Raw genomic sequence first — 18,757 nt, forward strand, 5'->3', positions numbered from 1 at the left:
CGGGCAGGCGGCGGCCCGAGCCCCGCACGACCCCCTCGCGCGCGTGGAACCGGCCAGGCTACGGTGGTGTGATGAGCGCGGGGCTGGCGTGAGCAAGGCGGAAAACCCGGCCGGGGCGGGGCGACTGCTGGTACTGATGCGGCATGCCAAGTCGGACTGGCCGGACATGCCCGACCATGAACGACCGCTCGCGAAGCGCGGCAGGCGGGATGCGCCGGAGGTCGGCCGCTGGCTCGGCGAGGCCGGCTACCTGCCCGACGCCGTGGTCTGCTCGACGGCGCAGCGGGCCAGGGAGACCTGGGCACTCGCGTCGCCCGGCCTGTCGGCCGCCGCGCCAGGCGCGACGCCTGAGGTCCATTACGAGCCGCGGATCTACGAGGCGACGGTCCTCGGCTTGTTGATGCTGGTCCGCGAGTTCGACCCCACGTGGCGTACCGTGCTTGTCGTCGGGCACAACCCGGGTCTCGCCGAGCTAACCGTGGGCCTTGCCGACCCGTCGGCCGAACAGCCCGCGGCCTTCCCGACGGCGTTCGTCGCGGTCCTCGCCCTGCCAGGCGCGTGGGCGGAGGCGACGCCTGGCGAGGCCAGCCTGCTCGCGTTCACGATCCCTGCGCAACTGCGGGCATGACGGGGGTACGGGGGGTCGTCCCCCCGGGAGATGCCGTTGGGTTGCGTGCCCGATACGATGGCGGTCTTTGCCATCGGGACGCAACCCGGAACGTAGACTGCTCGCGTGGAAAGCGGCGAGTTCGAGCTTGGCACCGACGGCCCCTCAGCCATCCTGGTGGGGGTGGACGATACGGTCACCGGGCTGCGGGCGGCGGCCTACACCGCCGGGCTCGCCCGCAGGCAGCGCGCCCGGGTGATCGCTGTCTACGTCGCGCCGATGGCGGGCATGGCCCTTGTCAGCTCCGCCGGACCGGCCGTCCTGGCGGCGGAGAACGAGGCGCACGAGGAGATCGCCAAGGACCTGGCCGCCAGGGCCGACACCATGGCCCGTGACCTCGGCATCTCGGTGACCTTCATCGCCGCGCACGGCGACCCGTACCACGAGATCACCCGCATCGCCGGCGAGACCCGCGCCGACGCGATCGTGGTCGGCGCCTCGCTCCAGGCGGGCCACCGCCTGATGGGATCGCTGGCCGTCCGCCTGGTCCGGGCAGGCAAATGGCCTGTCACCGTGGTCCCCTAACTAGCCCAGCCGAGGACCGAGCGGACCTCGGCGGCGATCTGCCTGTCCTCGCGCGCGGCAATCACGTACGTACGGACGCGGGCGCCGGAAGCCGTGATCTCCCAGTCGTCGCCGCGCTCGTCCTTGCCCAGGGTGTTGCTTGTCTCGTCGACGGCGACGCCGAGGAAGTGCAGCCCGGCCGCGGCGCGGGAGCGGATCTCCGGCGAGTTCTCGCCCACGCCGCCGGTGAAGACGAGCATGTCGAGGCCGTCCATGGCGGCGGCCATCGCGGCGATCGAGCCGCGGAGCCGGTGCAGGTAGACGTTCCTGCCGAGCAGTGCACGCTCGTCGCCTGCCGTGGCGCGGGCGAGCACCTGCCGCATGTCGCCGGTGCCTGCCAGGCCGGCGAGGCCGGAGCGGTGCTCGAGGGTGTCGGCGAGCTCGCGGGGCGGCATGTGCGCGTGCTCCTCGAGCCAGAGCACCAGGCCCGGGTCGACGGAGCCGGACCGCGTGGCCATCACCAGGCCGTCAAGCGGCGTGAAGCCCATCGTGGTGTCCACCGACCGGCCGCCGTGCACGGCGGCGAGCGACGCGCCCGCACCCAGGTGGCAGCTGACGACGCGCAGCGACCCTGGGGCCGGCCTGCCTGGGGCCGGCTCGCCTGAGACCAGCTCGGCGGCCCGGGCGGAGACGTATGCGTGGGACAGGCCGTGGAACCCGTACCTGCGCAGCGTCCAGCGGGCGCGCCACTCGGCCGGCAGCGCGAACGTCGCCGCCGCGGCGGGGATCGTCGCGTGGAACGCGGTGTCGAAGCAGGCCACCGCGGGCACCGCGGGCAGCACCCTGGTGACCGCGTCGAGCGCGGCGAGCGACTTGGGCTGGTGCAGCGGCGCGAGGTCGGTGAGCGACTCGAGCCGCTTGCGCACCTCTGGGGTGACCACGACGGGCGCGGCGTACAGCGTGCCGCCGTGCACCACCCGGTGGCCCACCGCGTCGACGGGGCCGAACGACTCGATCGCGGCACGGATCGCCGCGCCGTCCGTGGCGCCGTCGCCGCCCACGGCGGGCAGGTCGGCGGCGGCGGCGACCGCGCCATGCTCGTCGAGCACCCGCAGCTTGAGGCTGCTCGACCCGGCGTTCACCACGAGGATGCGGCGCGGTGATCCGGGACCGGAGCCGGCCGCATCCGTTCCTGGTGATGACTCGGGTGCGTCAGTCAGCGCTGCCACGTCCAGCCCTGGATCTCCGGCGCGTCCTCGCCGTGCTCCCTGGTGTAGGCCCGGGCGGAGATCCGCTTGTCCTCCATTATCTGCCGCACGCGCCCGGCGGCGCTCGCCAGCCCGGCGGTCCGGTCGATCACGTCCATCACCAGGTGGTACCGGTCGAGGTCGTTGAGCATCACCATGTCGAACGGCGTGGTGGTGGTCCCCTCCTCCTTGTACCCGCGGACGTGGAAGTTGGCGTGACCGTGCCGCCGGTAGGTCAGCCGGTGGATCAGCCACGGGTAGCCGTGGTAGGCGAAGATCACCGGCGCGGTGGTGGTGAACAGCGCGTCGAACTCGGCGTCCGACATGCCGTGCGGATGTTCCGTCTCCGGCTGCAGCCGCATCAGGTCGACGACGTTCACCACCCGGACCTTGAGCTGGGGCAGGTGCTCGCGCAGCAGCGACACCGCGGCCAGGGTCTCCAGGGTGGGCGTGTCGCCGCAGCAGGCCATGACGACGTCCGGGGGAGTAGTCGGGTCGCTGTCCGAGGAAGCCCACTCCCAGATCCCGGCGCCGCGGGTGCAGTGGATGATCGCCTCGTCCATCGACAGCCACTGCGCCTGCTGCTGCTTGCCCGCCACGATCACGTTCACGTAGTGCCTGGACCGGAGGCAGTGGTCCGCCACCGAGAGCAGCGTGTTCGCGTCCGGCGGCAGGTAGACCCGGATGATCTCGGCCTTCTTGTTGACCACGTGGTCGATGAAGCCGGGGTCCTGGTGCGAGAACCCGTTGTGGTCCTGCCGCCACACCAGCGAGGAGAGCAGGTAGTTGAGCGATGCCACGGGGCGTCGCCAGGGGATGTGCCGCGTGGTCTTGAGCCACTTGGCGTGTTGGTTGAACATCGAGTCGATGATGTGGATGAACGCCTCGTAGCAGTTGAACAGGCCGTGCCGCCCGGTCAGCAGGTAGCCCTCCAGCCAGCCCTGGCACAGGTGCTCAGACAGCACCTCCATCACCCGGCCGTCGGGAGTGAGCTGGTTGTCCCCTGGCACGATGATCCCGTCGAACGCTCGCCCGGTCACGTCGAAGACCGGGCCGAGCCGGTTCGATGCCGTCTCGTCCGGACCGAACAGCCGGAAGTTGGAGCCATTGCGCACGATGGTGTCGCGCAGCCAGGTGCCGAGCACCTTGGTGTTCTCCGCCTCGACGGCGCCGGGCGCCGGCACGTCGACCGCGTAGTCCTGGAAGCGCGGCAGGTCGAGGTCGCGCAGCAGCGACCCGCCGTTGGCGTGCGGGTTGTCGCTCATCCGCCGGTAGTCGGCTGGGGCTAGCCTGGCGATCTCCGGCAGCACGGTGCCCGAGGCGTCGAAGAGTTCCTCGGGCCGGTAGGTCCGCATCCACTCCTCGAGCTGCCGCAGGTGGTCCGCGTTGCCGCGCACCTCCGCGATCGGCACCTGGTGGGCGCGCCAGGTGCCTTCCACCTGGTTGCCGTCCACGACCTTCGGCCCGGTCCAGCCCTTCGGCGTGCGCAGCACGATGGCCGGCCAGCGCGGCCGCTCGGTGTTGCCCTCGGACCTGGCGCGCCGCTGGATGTCGTGGATGTCGGTGACGACTGAGTCGAGCGTGACCGCGAGCTGCTCGTGGACCAGCTTCGGGTCGTCGCCCTCGACCACGTAGACGTGGTGCCCGTACCCGGTGAGCAGCGCCTCGAGCTCGTCGGGCGGTATCCGCGCGGGGATTGTGGGGTTGGCGATCTTGTACCCGTTGAGGTGCAGGATCGGCAGCACCGCGCCGTCGGTCACCGGGTTGAGGAACTTGTTGGAGTGCCAGCTGCCCGCCAGCGGCCCGGTCTCCGACTCGCCGTCGCCGATCACGCAGGCCACGATCAGGTCCGGGTTGTCGAACGCCGCGCCGTACGCGTGCGCGAGCGAGTAGCCGAGCTCGCCGCCCTCGTGGATGGACCCGGGCGTCTCCGGCGCCACGTGCGAGGGAATGCCGCCGGGGAAGGAGAACTGACGGAACAGCCGGCGCATGCCCTCCTCGTCCTGGCCGATCGACGGGTACCGCTCGGTGTAGGTGCCCTCCAGGTAGGCGTTCGCGACGAGCCCGGGGCCGCCGTGCCCGGGTCCCGCGATGTAGATGCTGTCCAGGTCCCAGTTCCTGATCACCCGGTTGAGGTGGGCGTAGATCAGGTTGAGCCCCGGCGTGGTGCCCCAGTGCCCGAGCAGCCGCGGCTTTACGTGCTCCGGCCGCAGCGGCTCCCGCAGCAGCGGGTTGTCGAGCAGGTAGATCTGGCCGACCGACAGGTAGTTGGCGGCGCGCCACCAGGCGTCGATCAGGTCGAGTTCGGCCGCCGTCAGCGGTCCGCTTTCCGTCGCGGTCATGCGGGTCCCTTCTGATCCCGAACGAGTGGGGTACTCCTGGATGCCCGGCGCAGCCTCGTTCGTGGCTGGCACGCACTCGTTCCCATCCTTCCGCAATGCTCACGTTAGGTAACAGCCGGCGAGGTTAACAGTGTCCAACGTGTCCGCGTCGCGGGACCATTGACCCTGTCCGCGTGCCGCGGTCCCGGCTACCGCAGCCGGCGAAGGAAGGGATCCTGCGGCGCCTGCGGTAGCACCAGGATCCGCGCGCCCGCCGCGACCGTACCGCCGGGCCGCACGATGACCGGGTTGAGGTCGAGTTGGGTGATCTCCGGGAGGTCGTCGCTTAGCCGGGATACGCGCAGCAGCACGTCGCGCAGCTCCGCCAGGCTGTCCGCCGCGGCGGCGGAGTGCCCGAGCGTCGGGTGCGCGGCACCGGCCGAGCTGATCAGGGCGTCGGCATCCGCCTCGGTCAGCGGCGCGAGCCTGGCGGCGGGCCCGGCGGCCGCGCCGGTGGCGGCCCCGTCGGCGGCGGCACTCCCGGCGGCAGCACTGCCGGGACCGAGCACGACGAGCGGCCCGAACATCTGGTCGTCAAGCACGCCGACGCGCCACACCGGGTAGCCTGCCTGGTCCGCGACGCTGGCGGCGGCGCCCGGTGCCAGCGGTATCCGGTACGCCGCCAGCAGGTCCGCGGCATCCTGCTGCGGCAGCCGGCCGCCGTCCGGCCGCCCGGCGAGGAACCTCTGCACGATGTTCCTTGCCTGCTCCGCGTCCACGTCGGGGAACGCGGGCACGGTCTGCCGCGGCGTGGCTCGCCACTGCGCGTACTTGACGGCGCGGGACAGTGCGCGCGCCGCGACCTCGGGATAGGCATAGGAAGGTGCGTGCCCGTCGCGGGCCGGCACGAGCCTGACCGCCTCCGGCTGGTTGAGCACGACGACGGTGAGCGGAACGCTCAGCTCGGCCTCGGCGACGGCTTGCAGCAGGTCCCCGGTCGCGCCGGTGCGCAGGATGAGCGCGATGACGGCGTGCACGTCCTTGTCGGCGCAGAGCGTTTCGAGCACCGCGCGGAACTCGTCGGCGGAGACGGTCGCCGCGGTGTCCACCGGGCCGCTGACGGCGCCGGCGGCCGGGACGATCTCCCGCAGCCGCTGCCTGGTCTCCTCGCGCGGATGGTGCACGGCGAGCCCGAGGTCGGTGCAGGCGTCTGCGGCGAGCACGCCGGCGCCGCCGACGTTGGACACGATCGCGACCGTGGGGCCCGTGGGCGGCGGCTGGGTGGCAAGCAGCGCCGTGGCGCCCATGAGCTCGCCGAAGCTCGGCGTGGCGATGATCCCCGCCTGCTCGAACAGCGCCTCCCTGGTGACGAGCGGGGTGGTGGCGGCCGCGGTGTGCGACGCGACGGCGCGCTGCCCCGCCTCGCTGCGCCCGGCGTGCACGGTGAGCACCGGCATCTTCAGGCCGGCCCGCCGCGCGGTCCGCCCGAACTTGCGCGGGTTGCCGAACGACTCGATGTAGAGCACCGCGACCCTGGTCAGCTCGTCCTGTTCCCACCACATCAGCATGTCGTTGCTTGACACGTCGAGCTTGTTGCCGACCGAGGCGAAGGAGGAGATGCCGATGCCCAGCCGGGTGAGGTGGTCCACCATGGCGAAGCCGAGACCGCCCGACTGCATGACGAGGCCGACGGTGCCCGGCAGCGGGTTGGCCGCGGCGAAGGTCGCGTCGAGACCGATCGACGGGACAGCGATGCCGAAGCAGTTGGGGCCGATCAGCCGCATACCGTACCGGCGGCAGACGGCGAGCAGCGCGGCGCCCGCCTGCGCGTCGACGGCCGCGGTGAACACCACGAGACCGCGGACGCCGCGCTGTCCGCAGGCCTCCGCCATCGCCGTCACCGCGGCGGGCGGCACCGCGAGCAGCGCCAGGTCGGGCGTCTCCGGCAGGCTCTGCACGTCGGGGAAGCAGGGGATCCCTTCGAACTCTCCCGGGGTGTACGGGGGGTACGGGGGGTCGTCCCCCCGGGAGACAACTGCGTTGCGGTTGACCGCGTACAGCCGGCCGGCGAACCCGCCGGTCCTGATGTTGTCCAGTACCGACCGGCCCACCGTGCCCGGCTGGCGGCTCGCGCCGATCACCACGACCGACTGCGGCGCGAACACCGGCTGCAGGCTCGCCACGTTGGCGGACCGCTCGCGGGCCGCCACCCTGTCCAGGTAGCTGTCCAGCTGCGTCCCGGTGTCGTCGGGCGGCAGCGGGATGGTGATGGCGACGACGCCTTCCTCGCGCTTGCTCTGCACGGGCAGGCCCGCATCGGAAAACACCCGGAGCATGCTGGTGTTCTCGGACAGCGTCTCGGCGACAAGCGCCTCGAGCTGGCTGGCGCGGGCCAGCGACACGAGATGCTCAAGCAGCAGCGTAGCGATGCCCCTGTGGTGCATGGTGTCGGCGACGGCGAAGGCCACCTCCGCGGTCCGCGGACTCGGTTTGCCCGCACTGGCGCGCGACACCTCGTAGCTGGCGAGCCCGACCACCTGGCCGTCGTAGACGGCGAGCAGCGCGGCGTGATCGGGTCCTGGGGCTCGAGTGACCCGCTTGGCCTCCTGCTGTGCCGCAAGACGGCTGAGGCTGAAGAAGCGCAGGTAGGCGTTGTTCGGCGACATCGCCTCGTGCAAGGCCTTGACGGCGTCGAAGTCCGCCGTCCTGGCCGGCCGGATCTCCACCGTCCGCCCGTCGGCGAGCAGCGCGTAGACGCTCCCCGGGCCGCTGTCCGGCTCGCCCATCTGCCTCTCCTCAGCTCCGTCCTGCGCAGTACGGTCCTGCCCCGCACCGTCCTGCGCGGGTCTGTCCGGCACCGGTCCGTTCGGCCAGGCGGGAGCGCTCGTCAGGCGGCCGCTGCCCGCCGGCTTGCCTCCCCGTCGCCGTCGGCTCCGCTGTGCTCATCATCCGCCGCGCCACCTTGCGGTGTCAGCACGGGGCGGGAGTTGCGCGCTCGCCGGGCCCGCGCCTGGCCGCTCCGCTCGGCGAGGTACACCGAGCCAAGCCAGATGAGCAGCACGCTTGCCATGACCACGGCGATGGCGACCATCGCTCCTGTCGAGATATCCGAGTTCGGGTAGTCAGCCGATGCCAGGTACATGACCGGCCCCTAGAACCGCGTACCGGACAGCACGGCGGGTCGCTGGTCCGGCGGATACTGGAGCCGGTCCCGCACCGCCACAACTCCCTCGACGTGGCGGATCTCTTCGATCATGTCATGGCCCACGCTGGCGTTCTCCGGTTCGCCCGTCACGGTCACGACGCCGTCCGTGACGTCGACGGTGAACCGGGCAGGGTCGGTGAGCACCGTGCCGACGATGACGTTGTCGATGATGTCGCGGCGAATGTCCGCGTCCAGCCTGGAGAACACGCTCAGCACGTCGGCGCGGGAGACGATGCCGATGAGGCGTCCTTCCTCATCCACCACGGGGAGCCGCTTCACCTTGCGCGAGTACATCAGCCTCGCCGCGTGCAGCACCGTCTCATACGGACCGATGGTCACCGGCGGCGTGGTCATCAGGTCCGCGGCGGTGACGGCGGCCGCCTTGCTGTACTCGCGGCCGTGCAGGATGCCGCCGATGAGACCGTGTGCCGGGGCGAACTCGAGCGCTTCCTTGGTCAGCAGGTCCGCCTCGGACACCACCCCGATGACCTTGTCGTCGTCATCGAGCACGGGAAAGGCGCTCACCCGGAACTCGCGCAGCCGGGCCGCCATGTCCTTGTAGGTCGCATTCAGCCGGACGGCGACCACATGCGTGGTCATGACGTCCTTGACGGTGGTGTTCATCGCAATTGCCCTCCTTGGCGCATCGCTGACGAACCAAGTCCACCGCCGTCGTGGCCGCCGGCCCACCGTCGAACGACCCGATCCTCGCGGGACCAAAGGCCCGGATTGCCCGCCTTTAGCCGCGAATGCCCCCACGGAAACAGAAGGATCTTGGATCGCCGGCCCTCCCCCCAGTCACCGGCGATCCAAGATCTTCAGGACGGGAGGGGCTCGTCTCCGCATCTCGCGGATTCCGATTGCGCGGTGCGCGGGGCCCGGCCCTTGCTGCCTGCCCGCTGCTCCGCGTCTGTTCGGGTCCCTCCCGTCACTTCCCAGAAAACTCCCCTGGCACGTCCGCCACAAGGGGCCGAAGGTCCCGTGTTTTCCCTGCCGCAATAGACGAGTTAGTACTTCCCGCCCACCCGACCCGCGGCGACGATGAGACAGGTTCGCTCAGCGCGGTGAGCGGGCAAGATTCCGCTAGCGATCCGTCGGTCCCTAGTCGCCCGGCGTTATTCCTGGCGTGGGTCCCAGCGGAAGTAACGCACTGCGAGGAGGACGCCGCCGACGCCCCATGCGGCCACGACCAGGACGTCGGCCCAGCTGAACGGGGTGCCGAGGAAGGCTGACTGCATGCCGAGCGCGAAATGGCGGACGGGGAAGATGCGGGCGATCCACAAGATCCATGACGGCGTGTCGTTGCCGAACGCGATGAAGATCCCCGACAGGAACTCGACGGGCAGGGCGACCGCGTTGACGATCGGGGCGGTGGCGTCGGAGTTGGGGATGGCGCCGGACAGCGCGAGGCCGAGGGCGCAGAACGCCGCCGAGCCGACGAGCACCACGACGATGAACCTGAGCAGCGACAGCCCAGTCGGGATTGAGGCCTGGTAGGCGACGTGCCCGAAGATCACCGTCAGGGCGACGAGCACCACCGAGATGGCGACCGCGTGCGCGATCCGCGCGCCAATGTAAGAGGCGGCGGGCAGGGGGGTGCCGTTGGCCCGCTTCAGCACGCCCTCCTCACGCTGGAACGTGATGGCCATCGCGACGTTGTTGAAACAGGCGCTGATTGCGGCGAAGGTGCCCATGGACGCCACGTAGTAGGTAGAGGTGTCGATGCTCCTGTCGCCGATCCTGACCGTGTAGTGACCGAGCAGGGACGTGAAGATCACCAGGAACATCAGCGGGAACACGAAGGTGAAGAACGCCGAGGCGGGGTTGCGCCAGAACGCCTTGTTGACATAGCGGAGCTGCACGGCGGCCAGCCGGAGCGTGGTCATGCTCCCACCTCCGTCAGCGACAGGTAGACGTCCTCGAGCGACGGCCTCGATACTTCGAGCCCGTCCAGGGTGACGCCGTTCTCCAGCGCCCAGCCGGTGAGCGTGTGCAGGTCACGGACTGGATCGGCGGAGGTGACGACGAGGAAGCCCGCCACGTCCGGCACACCGCCCAGATCGCCAGGCGGCACGGCACCGTCGGGCACCCGGTACCTGATCCGCGCCTGGGCGAGGTTCCTGTCGCCTAGCGTGCCGGGCGTCCCCTCGGCGACGATCTGCCCCGCGGCGATCACCGCGACCCGGTCGGCGAGATGCTGCGCTTCGTCCATGTAGTGCGTGGTCAGCAGGACCGTCTTGCCGAGCGAGGCCAGGTCCTTGACCACGTCCCACGCCTCGCGTCTTGCCGACGGATCGAAACCGGTGGTCGGCTCGTCGAGGAACAGCAGGTCGGGGTCGCCGGCCAGGGCGACCGCCATGTCAAGCCGCCGCAGCTGGCCGCCGGACAGCGTGGTGACCCGGCTATCGCTCTTGTCGGCCAGGCCGACGAGGTCGACCACCTCGGCAGGCGGCCTGGGCTTGGGGTAGTAGCTCGCGTACATCGTGACGGTCTCGATGACGGTCAGGAAGCGGTCCACCCCGGTCTTCTGCAGGACGATTCCCACCCGCGGCAGCATCTTGGCTCGTTCCCGTCCGGGATCGAAGCCGAGGACGCTGACCTCGCCGCCGTCTCGCTTCCGGTAGCCCTCGAGGATCTCGACCGTGGTGGTCTTGCCCGCGCCGTTGGGCCCGAGCAGCGCGAAAATCTCGCCGGCCCGGATCTCCAGGTCAATGCCGCGTACCGCTTGGAGCCCGCCGTAGGACTTGACGAGTCCCCGCACCCGCACGGCGGGTGAGTTGTCCGACATGGGTCAACCCCACCGCATCCGGTGCTGTTGCGCAATGGTTTTCCACCCGGGGAAACGCCAGGCAAAGGCCGGATAAACGGCCAATGGCGCGCCTAGCCGATCCAAAAGGCGATGCAAATGTCGGTTTAGCCGGTGGCCCGGTGCGGGCTTGCGGTTTTTGCGGAGTCGGCTCACCGGAGCTGTCCGTCCGCTAACCTAAAGGGGCCAAATGTGCATATGCACGTGCCTTTGCACAATCTGTGCGTGCGTGGGCATGGCTAGGCTAGGGAAGGGCTGCGAATGGATCAGCACGTCAACGGTGTGCCGGCATCGCTCCCGCGCACCTCCGCGTGGCGCAAGAGCAGTTACAGCAACCCGAGCGGTAACTGCGTTGAGGTGGCGGAGGTAGCCGGCGGCGTCGCGCTGCGGGACTCACGGTTTCCTGACGGTCCGAAGCTGGTCTTCGCCAGTGCGGTGTGGGACGCGTTCCTCCGCGGTGTGCACGACTGAGGGAGTTCGGCCCTGGCCAAGCCAGCAAACCTGTCCGCCAAAGCTGGGCAACTTCGACCACTTCCGCCTAAGCTATGGTGCGACCGTCATGTGACATGGGAGACTTCTTAAGTTATCCATTGTTCGCTGGCATGCGCAGGGAGATGGAATGATCACTACGACCGTGCCCAACGAGGGCCCGGTCCTGAACATGACCTCGCTTACCGGCGCCGGCAACCCCGCTGTACTGCGCATTCTCCTCGGAGCGCAACTACGGCGGCTGCGCGAGGCAAAGAGGATCACGCTCGAGGATGCGGGTAACGTCATCCGTGCGTCTCACTCGAAGATGAGCCGGCTTGAAAGCGGCCGGGTGGCCTTCAAGGATCGCGACATCGTCGATCTGTTCATGTATTACGGCGTGACCGACCAGGCGCAGATACAGACGCTGCGCGGGGTCGCCGTCCGCGCCAACTCCCGCGGCTGGTGGCATGACTACTCCGACATCCTGCCCAGCTGGTTCGAGGAATACATCAGCCTCGAAGAGGCCGCCATCCAGATCAGCGGCTACGAGGTGCAGTTCGTACCCGGGCTGCTGCAGACGGAAGAATATGCTCGCGCTGTCACGCTGCTGTCTTATTCGAATCCCAAGGAGATCAGCCGCCGGGTCAGCCTGAGGATGGCTCGCCAGGCCAGGCTCTCCGGAGCGGAGCCGGTCAGCCTGCGGATGGTGCTCGACGAAGCGGTGCTGAGCCGCCCGATCGGCGGTACATCCGTGATGCGGGCCCAGTTGAGGCATCTCATCGAGATGTCCCAGCGGCCCAATGTGACGATCCAGGTCCTCCCGTTCAAGGCAGGCGGCCACGCCGCGGCAGGCGGCCCGTTCAGCGTGCTGCACTTCGCGGAGAGCGACTTGTCCGACATCGTCTACCTGGAGCAGCTGTCGACCGCGCAGTATCTGGAAAAGCCAGACCAGGTCCGCAGCTACCTGGCGGTGATGGAGAGCCTGCGTGTCGAAGCCGCGTCTCCGGAGGAGAGCCTCAGCAGACTCCAGGCGGTCTTCAGCGGCCCCTGAGTCCGACCCGACAGTGACTCGGCTAGACCTCGACCTGATGGCGGAACTCGCCAGCCGGCGATGGCAGGCGATCGACCCGCTGCTGCCGGCCGCTTCTGGCTGGGCGCTAGGCTGTGGCGCCCAGCTGGCGGTGGGCGGGCCGGACCGGGGGCTGGCGGCGGCGGGCTCATGCGGCCACTGGACCGCGGAATCCGGTTCGCTGGACCTGATCGAAGGTGCCGCCCAGCGGTTCAGGCTAACGCCGTACATCACGGGTCCTGATGTCCTGGCCGCACTGGATACATTGCTGTCGCGGTGGCGTGATCACCTGGCCACGGTGCCGGAGGCCGCCGGCGAGGACACCGCCGCGGTGATCTGCTGGCCTAGCCGTGATGTGGCCGGGGTGCGAGCTCTGGTGGCCCATGGGCTAGCGCCGCTCGGCGTGATCGCCGCCAGGTCCGCGAGCCGGCGGCCCGCGGTGGTCGCTGACTGCCCGCCGGGTGTGCGGATCAGGCGGGCGACCCCGGGGGATCTCGATGTGGCTGTCCGGATGGCCATGGAGGTAGTCCGGTTCGATGCCTATTTCGGCGGCGTGATAGAGCGGCCCGGGTACGCGGAAGCGCTGCGGGCAGAGCTCGCCAGGCTGCTCGGTGAGCCTGACTCGTGGACGTGGCTGGCCGAGCGCGATGGCGATCCGGTCGGGCTGCTGATCGCGGAGCGACCGGAGGCCGCGGGCTGGATCGCACCGCGGACTTGCGAGTCACCCGTGGCCTACCTGCTGGCGCTGTACGTCGTGCCCGCCGAGCGCGAGGCCGGCGTCGGAGCGGCCCTCACCGGGCAGCTGCACCGTACGGCCGCACTGGCCAAGGTCTCCGTCATCCTTCTCCAGTATGAGCAGGTCAATCCGCTGGCCGTGCCGTTCTGGGGGTGCCAGGGATACCGGCCACTGTGGAGCACCTGGGAGGCCAGGCCCGCCCGGATGCTCCGTTAGACAGCCGCGATCGCGGTCAGTCCCCCGCGCGGGGCTCGCTTTCAATGGGCAGCCGGAAGAAGACAGACCGCAGCGCGAATCGTGCGATAAGCATCATGACCAGCCCGGAGGCGATGACCCCGAGGAGTGTCCAGACCTGCGCCTGCGACGAGTCCCAGGCGCTCGACAGCGACCGGTACAGGATGTAGCCAAGGAAGCCGGCCGCGCCGAGCGGCAGGACACCCACGACAATCGCGTCCCGCCACGAGGCGGTGATCCGGCGCCGGTAGTACGTCAGCGCGGCCAGCGTGGTGAGGATGTACAGGATCGCGAGCAGGTCCCCGAGAATCGAGATGATGTCGACGAACGCACTCTGCAGGGAGGTGGCGAGCAAGTAGACCGCGCTGATAGCGGCGATAAGCACGCCAACGACAACGCTTGAGGCAACCGGGGTGGAATACCTCCGGGAGACGCCGGCGAGGAATCCCGGCAGCGCCCGGTAGCTGGCCATGCCGTAGACGATGCGGGCACCGAGGATGATGCCGGCGCCGGTCGTCGCGATCACCGACAGCGCGATGGCTACGGCCATGATGCGCGCCAGGGCCGTGCCGCCCATGACCTGGGCGATGTAGACCAGCGCGGAACCGCCATTCTCCTGCAGCTTCGCGGGGGAGACGACGCCCTGCAGGCCAACCTGGACCAGGGTGTAGATCACGGCCAGCGCCGCCACTGCGATCACCGCGGCCCGGCCCGGGTAGACCTTCCGGTGCTCGACCTCCTCGTTGACGTACAGGGTGCCGTCCCAGCCGCCGTAAACGAAGATGACGAGCAGGAAGGCACCCATGACGTCGCCGTGGCCGCCGACACCGGAAAGCGTGAACCAGCTCGAGGTGATCGGGTAACTGCCCGCATGGTGGCTCAGCACCCATACCAGGCCGGCGATGGCTATCCCGATGAGGATCGCGTACTCGATCACGGCCATGCCGATCTGGGCGCGGGCGGAGATCCGGATGCCCACCACGGCGAGGACGAGCATCACGAGGACGACGATGCCGGCGATGGCCACCGAGGCCCCGGTGCCCGCCGAGTCGGCACCGGTGACCGCCAGGATCGACGGGCCGAGGACGATCACCCCGGCGACGGTGCCGACTATATAGGTGACGATCATCAGCCACCCGGTGAGGAACCCGAGGTAAGGGTTGATCGCCCGGCCGACCCACTCGAACGACGCGCCGCAGTTGGCGCTCCACAGGTTCAACCGGCGGTACGCGTTCGCGATGATCAGCATGGGGATCGCCGCGATCAGCAGAATGGGGCCGCTGGCGTAAGCCGTCGCCGCCGCGAACGCGGCGAGCGAAATCGCGACCGTGGCGGCCGGGGCAGACGTGGCCATGCCGATCACGGTGGCCTGTGCGATCCCGATCGCATCGGGCTTCAGCAGATCCTGCCTGTCCCTGACCGGCTCCGCGGCCGCCTGGACGCCCGGAGGCTTACTAGCCATTAATTTCCCTTCCGGCCTCGACATCAGTGAATATTTCCTGCGTTCTAACATCGGAAGCAGCAGTAAGCAAGCAAGACTCATCCGAGTGCCCGGACGGCACATTATCACCAAATACCGGTGACTTACCGGCCTGTTGCACGCAGGCATCACACAGCTGCTTGATGGCATCAGCAACAGGAATCGTGTCGTCACTCTTGTGGCCTCTTATGTCTCCTTGACAACTTGCTCGATAAAACGGGTGGTGGCGTCGGGGGTCAGCGCCTCGCTGCTGAGCTGATCCATAACCGCCAGGTAATGCTCGACGTCGGAACGCTGCTCCAGGTAGACGGCGCCGGTGAGCTGCTCCATGTACACCACGTCGGGCAGGTACTGCTCCTCGAACCGCAAGATCGCGAACGACCCGCTGGCGCCGGCGTGACCGCCGCGGTCGAACGGCACGACCTGGAGGGTGACCTGTGGCAGCGCGGTCACCTCGAGGAGACGGCGGAGCTGCGCCCGCATCGCGGTCAGGCCGCCGACCGGCCGTCGCAGCACCGCCTCGTCCATGACCGACCAGATCCGTGGCGCGTCCTCCCTGACAAGCAGGTCCTGGCGCTTGACCCGGAGCCCGACCCGGCGTTCGATCTCGTCCGGCGGCGCGGTCTGATGGCCGAGGAGCGTGACGGCCCTGGCGTAGTCCTCGGTCTGGAACAGGCCGTGCACGAACTGGATCTCGAAGGTCCTGATGGTCGAGGACGCGGACTCGAGCCCGAGGTAGTTCTCGAACCAGTCGGGCAGTACGTCGCTGTAGCTGGTCCACCAGTCCTGTCTTCTCGACTGCCTGGCCAGGTAGATGAACTTGGACTGGGACTGCTCGTCGATCACGCCGTACAGGGTGAGCAGGTCGATGACATCGCGCGTTTTGAATCCGACCCGCCCGGTCTCCATCCGGCTGATCTTCGACCGGGACGCGCGGATCTCGTAACCGGCCTGCTCCGGCGTGACGTTGGCCGCTTCGCGGAGGCGGCGAAGCTGGGAGCCGAGCAGCATGCGAAGGACGAAGCCGTCGACTTGCGGGTCTTCCATGCCAGGGTCTGGCTGCTTGCCGCCCGGGCCCCCAGTATTCATTACTGCTCCGACGCCGCTAGAACCGCACTTCGCGCTATTCAGCCATGCGAGCAGCCGCGGCACCGCCCCGCGGTCTCTCCCCGCATTTTACCCGGCTGGCAACCGCGTGCGCATTCATACGGGACTGGCTGGCATCATGTTGCCAATTGTGACTTAAGCGAGATCGTCGAACTCCCCGGCCTTCGCTCCCGCGAGGAACGCGGCGATTTCGGCACGGGTGTAAATCAGTGCAGGTCCGGACGGGTAGCGCGAGTTGCGGACAGCGACTGCTCCGTCAGGCAGCGACGCCACCTCGACGCACGAGCCGCTTGGGTTGCTGTGCTCGCTCTTTCGCCAGGTCACTTCGAGCCGGTCGGCGGGTACTCCGTTTTCTGCGGGCATCCAGCTATCTCCCTCGATGAGTGAAACACCTACGGGATATCGACAGAACGCAGACTACCGCTAAATTCTGCACAGTGCAGATGCACATGGCAGACGGGAAGTGCCGAAACTTTCGCAAAATAACGTGCAGATGACCAATTTCTAACGCAAATGCGAGTAGCGGGCCATCATCAGACGATGACCCGCTACCCAGGGCGATTTCTTGCCCCGTCACGCCTCTACTCGGCGCCGAAGCTCTTGATCTCGTGGAGCTCGGTCTCGGACAGCTCGCGCGGGGCCTCGCCCTTGGCGCGCTTGGCGGTCTGCACCTGCTCGCGGATCTTCTCCACGACCTCCGGGTTGGCGAGCGTGGTGATGTCGCCGGTGTCGGTGAAGTTCGAGGTCGCGGCGATCACCCGGCGCATGATCTTGCCCGACCTGGTCTTCGGCATGTCGGGGACGATCCAGATGTTCTTCGGCCGGGCGATCTTGCCGATGTCGGTCTCGATCGCGGCCTTGACCTTCGCCTCGATCTCCGGGCTCGCGTCGAAGCCGGGCTTGAGCGCGATGTACATCTCCACCATCCGGCCGCGCACGTCATCGACGACCGGGACCGCGGCGGCCTCGGCGACCTCGTTGACGGTGAGCGCGGCGGACTCGAGTTCCTTGGTGCCGAGCCGGTGGCCGGCCACGTTGATCACGTCGTCGACCCGGCCGAGGATGCGGAAGTATCCGTCGGCCGCCTGGGTAGCGCCGTCGCCTGCGAAGTAAGGCCAGTCGCGCCAGTCGGTGGACTTCGGGTCCTTGTTGTACTTGGCGTAGTAGGTCGAGACGAACCGGTCGGGCTGGCCCCAGATGGTCTGGAAGACGCCAGGCCAGGGGTTGCGGATGCAGATGTTGCCGGCCTTGCCGCTGCCCGCCGGGACCTCGTTGCTGTCCTCGTCGAGGATGACCGGGTAGATGCCGAGCGCCGCCGGGCCGCAGGAGCCCGGCTTCGCCGAGTCGATGGCGGGCAGCGTGGAGCCGAGGAAGCCGCCGGTCTCGGTCTGCCACCAGGTGTCGACGATGACGGCCTCGTCCTTGCCCACGTTGTCGTAGTACCAGCGCCAGACCTCGGGCTCGATCGGCTCGCCGACGGTGGTCATGTGCTTGAAGTGGAAGTCGTACTTGGCCGGCTCGTCCGGGCCGACCTTGCGGAGCATCCGGATCGCGGTGGGCGAGGTGTGGAAGATGTTCACGCCGAGCTGCCTGGCGATCCGCCACGGCCGGCCCGCGTCCGGGTAGTTCGGGGTGCCCTCGTAGATCACGCTCGTGGTGCCGAGGGCGAGCGGGCCGTACACGATGTAGGAGTGGCCGGTGATCCAGCCAATGTCGGCCATGCACCAGTACGTGTCGTCCGGGTGGATGTCCTGGTAGTACTTGGACGTCCCGGCCACGTAGGACAGGTAGCCGCCGATGGAGTGCTGGCAGCCCTTCGGGCGCCCGGTGGTGCCCGAGGTGTACATCAGGAACAGCGGATCCGTGGCCTTCAGCGCGACGGGCTCGACGATCTCGCCCTTGTGCGCGGCGAGCAGGTCGTCGACGAAGACGTCCCGCCCCTCGACCATCGGGGTCTTGGCGGAGTACTGGCCCGGGTAGCGGCGGAACACCAGGACCTTGTCGACCTGCTGCCCCTCCTTGGCCGCCGCCTCGACTGCCTCGTCCGCCTTGACCTTGTGGTCGAGCAGGTCGCCGCTGCGGTAGTAGCCGTCTATCGTGACGAGCACGGTGGAGCCGGAGTCGGCGATCCGGTGGCCGGCCGCCGTGCCGGAGAACCCGGCGAACACCTGCGAGTGGATGATGCCGAGCCGGGCCGCGGCGAGCATGGCCACCGGCAGCTCAGGCACCATCGGCATGTGGAACGTGATCCGGTCGCCCGCCTTCAGGCCCAGCTCCCTGAGCACGGCCGCGAACTCGTTGACCCGGACGTACAGCTCGCGGTAGGTGATCGCTTGGTGAGCGTCGCCCTCAGGCTCGGGGACGAAGATCAGCGCGGCCTTGTTCGGATGGGTCTCCAGGTGCCGGTCGACGCAGTTGTACGAGGCGTTCAGCTCGCCGCCGACCCACCACTTCCAGAACGGTGCGTTCGACGTGTCGAGGACCGTGTCCCACTTCTTGTACCAGGTGAGCAGGTCCGCGTAGGCGGTGAAGCAGTCCGGGTACTTGTCCTCGGTGAACTGCTCGCGAATCGCCGGGTCGGATGCGTTGGCCTGCGCCACGAAGCTCGCCGGCGGCGGATAGTAGCCTTCCTCGCGCCAGTGCACTGCGATGAGGGCTTCAGACGATTCAGAACTCTCGTCGGTCACATCGTCCAGGTCGTCAGCCATGAAAGTATCTCCTCCGCGTCCCTGCGTAGGCGCGCCTGTCGGCGCTCTTACTGATCGCTTTGTCCCACCGCTTTGCGCTGTCGCCCCGGTGATACCCAGAGCCGCAATCCAAATTTAACGCGCATACCTGGCGCCGACCATGGGGCAGCCGCCCATGCTGCGCCCAGCGAACAGCTATGTCAATTGCGTTAACCAGGGAGCA

General features: G+C 68.7%; 16 protein-coding genes. 5 read left to right on the forward strand and 11 right to left on the reverse strand.

Annotated features, from left to right (window positions below; all coding sequences use genetic code 11):
• Nucleotides 1–88: 88 nt before the first annotated feature.
• The gene (locus EAS64_RS16115) at nucleotides 89–628 is read left to right on the forward strand and encodes a SixA phosphatase family protein (protein ID WP_222849358.1); all 540 of its coding nucleotides are present in this window, start codon (nucleotides 89–91) and stop codon (nucleotides 626–628) included.
• 105 nt (nucleotides 629–733) lie between these two features.
• Entirely contained in the window at nucleotides 734–1,192 is a 459-nt protein-coding gene (locus tag EAS64_RS16120; RefSeq protein WP_145853826.1) for a universal stress protein, read from the forward strand.
• On the opposite strand, the gene EAS64_RS16125 is transcribed toward EAS64_RS16120, so the two are convergent.
• The 7 genes from EAS64_RS16125 to EAS64_RS16155 form a co-directional block, all read right to left on the reverse strand.
• On the reverse strand, nucleotides 1,189–2,322 hold the full coding sequence (locus EAS64_RS16125; protein ID WP_246115763.1) for an acetate/propionate family kinase: 1,134 nt from the start codon (nucleotides 2,320–2,322) through the stop codon (nucleotides 1,189–1,191). The genes EAS64_RS16120 and EAS64_RS16125 overlap by 4 nt on opposite strands.
• A 65-nt stretch (nucleotides 2,323–2,387) precedes the next feature.
• Nucleotides 2,388–4,760 carry a phosphoketolase family protein gene (locus EAS64_RS16130; protein WP_145853827.1) on the reverse strand — a complete coding sequence of 791 codons (2,373 nt, stop codon included), beginning with the start codon at nucleotides 4,758–4,760 and terminating at the stop codon, nucleotides 2,388–2,390.
• Between the two features lie 188 nt (nucleotides 4,761–4,948).
• Nucleotides 4,949–7,525 carry a bifunctional acetate--CoA ligase family protein/GNAT family N-acetyltransferase gene (locus EAS64_RS16135; RefSeq protein ID WP_145853828.1) on the reverse strand — a complete coding sequence of 859 codons (2,577 nt, stop codon included), beginning with the start codon at nucleotides 7,523–7,525 and terminating at the stop codon, nucleotides 4,949–4,951.
• Between the two features lie 101 nt (nucleotides 7,526–7,626).
• Nucleotides 7,627–7,881, reverse strand: coding sequence for a hypothetical protein (locus EAS64_RS16140; RefSeq protein ID WP_145853829.1), 255 nt, complete (start codon nucleotides 7,879–7,881; stop codon nucleotides 7,627–7,629).
• Nucleotides 7,882–7,890: 9 nt separating this feature from the next.
• Nucleotides 7,891–8,568 (reverse strand): CBS domain-containing protein, encoded by a 678-nt coding sequence (locus tag EAS64_RS16145; RefSeq protein WP_145853830.1) that lies wholly within the window; start codon nucleotides 8,566–8,568, stop codon nucleotides 7,891–7,893.
• A gap of 491 nt (nucleotides 8,569–9,059) precedes the next feature.
• Nucleotides 9,060–9,830: an ABC transporter permease gene (locus EAS64_RS16150; protein ID WP_145853831.1), complete on the reverse strand. Its 771-nt coding sequence runs from the start codon at nucleotides 9,828–9,830 to the stop codon at nucleotides 9,060–9,062.
• Nucleotides 9,827–10,732, reverse strand: coding sequence for an ABC transporter ATP-binding protein (locus EAS64_RS16155; RefSeq protein ID WP_145853832.1), 906 nt, complete (start codon nucleotides 10,730–10,732; stop codon nucleotides 9,827–9,829). The genes EAS64_RS16150 and EAS64_RS16155 overlap by 4 nt, the downstream gene beginning before the upstream one ends.
• A 279-nt stretch (nucleotides 10,733–11,011) precedes the next feature.
• Here EAS64_RS16155 and EAS64_RS16160 point away from each other — a divergent pair, with 279 nt between their 5' ends.
• The 3 genes from EAS64_RS16160 to EAS64_RS16170 all read left to right on the forward strand — a co-directional run bounded on the left by EAS64_RS16160 (nucleotide 11,012) and on the right by EAS64_RS16170 (nucleotide 13,242).
• A complete protein-coding gene (locus EAS64_RS16160) occupies nucleotides 11,012–11,221 on the forward strand; it encodes a DUF397 domain-containing protein (protein ID WP_145853833.1) in 210 nt (69 codons plus the stop codon).
• Nucleotides 11,222–11,369: 148 nt separating this feature from the next.
• Nucleotides 11,370–12,272, forward strand: a complete 903-nt coding sequence (locus tag EAS64_RS16165) for a Sco1979 family transcriptional regulator (RefSeq protein ID WP_342782048.1) — start codon at nucleotides 11,370–11,372, stop codon at nucleotides 12,270–12,272.
• 13 nt (nucleotides 12,273–12,285) lie between these two features.
• On the forward strand, nucleotides 12,286–13,242 hold the full coding sequence (locus tag EAS64_RS16170) for a GNAT family N-acetyltransferase (RefSeq protein ID WP_145853834.1): 957 nt from the start codon (nucleotides 12,286–12,288) through the stop codon (nucleotides 13,240–13,242).
• Nucleotides 13,243–13,258: 16 nt separating this feature from the next.
• On the opposite strand, the gene EAS64_RS16175 is transcribed toward EAS64_RS16170, so the two are convergent.
• The 4 genes from EAS64_RS16175 to acs all read right to left on the reverse strand — a co-directional run bounded on the left by EAS64_RS16175 (nucleotide 13,259) and on the right by acs (nucleotide 18,555).
• Nucleotides 13,259–14,722: an APC family permease gene (locus tag EAS64_RS16175; RefSeq protein WP_187365956.1), complete on the reverse strand. Its 1,464-nt coding sequence runs from the start codon at nucleotides 14,720–14,722 to the stop codon at nucleotides 13,259–13,261.
• A gap of 204 nt (nucleotides 14,723–14,926) precedes the next feature.
• Nucleotides 14,927–15,829, reverse strand: a complete 903-nt coding sequence (locus EAS64_RS16180; RefSeq protein WP_222849359.1) for a Sco1979 family transcriptional regulator — start codon at nucleotides 15,827–15,829, stop codon at nucleotides 14,927–14,929.
• A gap of 153 nt (nucleotides 15,830–15,982) precedes the next feature.
• Nucleotides 15,983–16,210 carry a DUF397 domain-containing protein gene (locus EAS64_RS16185; protein WP_145853836.1) on the reverse strand — a complete coding sequence of 76 codons (228 nt, stop codon included), beginning with the start codon at nucleotides 16,208–16,210 and terminating at the stop codon, nucleotides 15,983–15,985.
• A 218-nt stretch (nucleotides 16,211–16,428) separates the two neighbouring features.
• A complete protein-coding gene (gene acs, locus EAS64_RS16190) occupies nucleotides 16,429–18,555 on the reverse strand; it encodes an acetate--CoA ligase (RefSeq protein WP_145853837.1) in 2,127 nt (708 codons plus the stop codon).
• Between the last annotated feature and the right edge of the window lie 202 nt (nucleotides 18,556–18,757).

Source organism: Trebonia kvetii (genome assembly GCF_007827045.1).
GTDB lineage: Bacteria > Actinomycetota > Actinomycetes > Streptosporangiales > Streptosporangiaceae > Trebonia > Trebonia kvetii.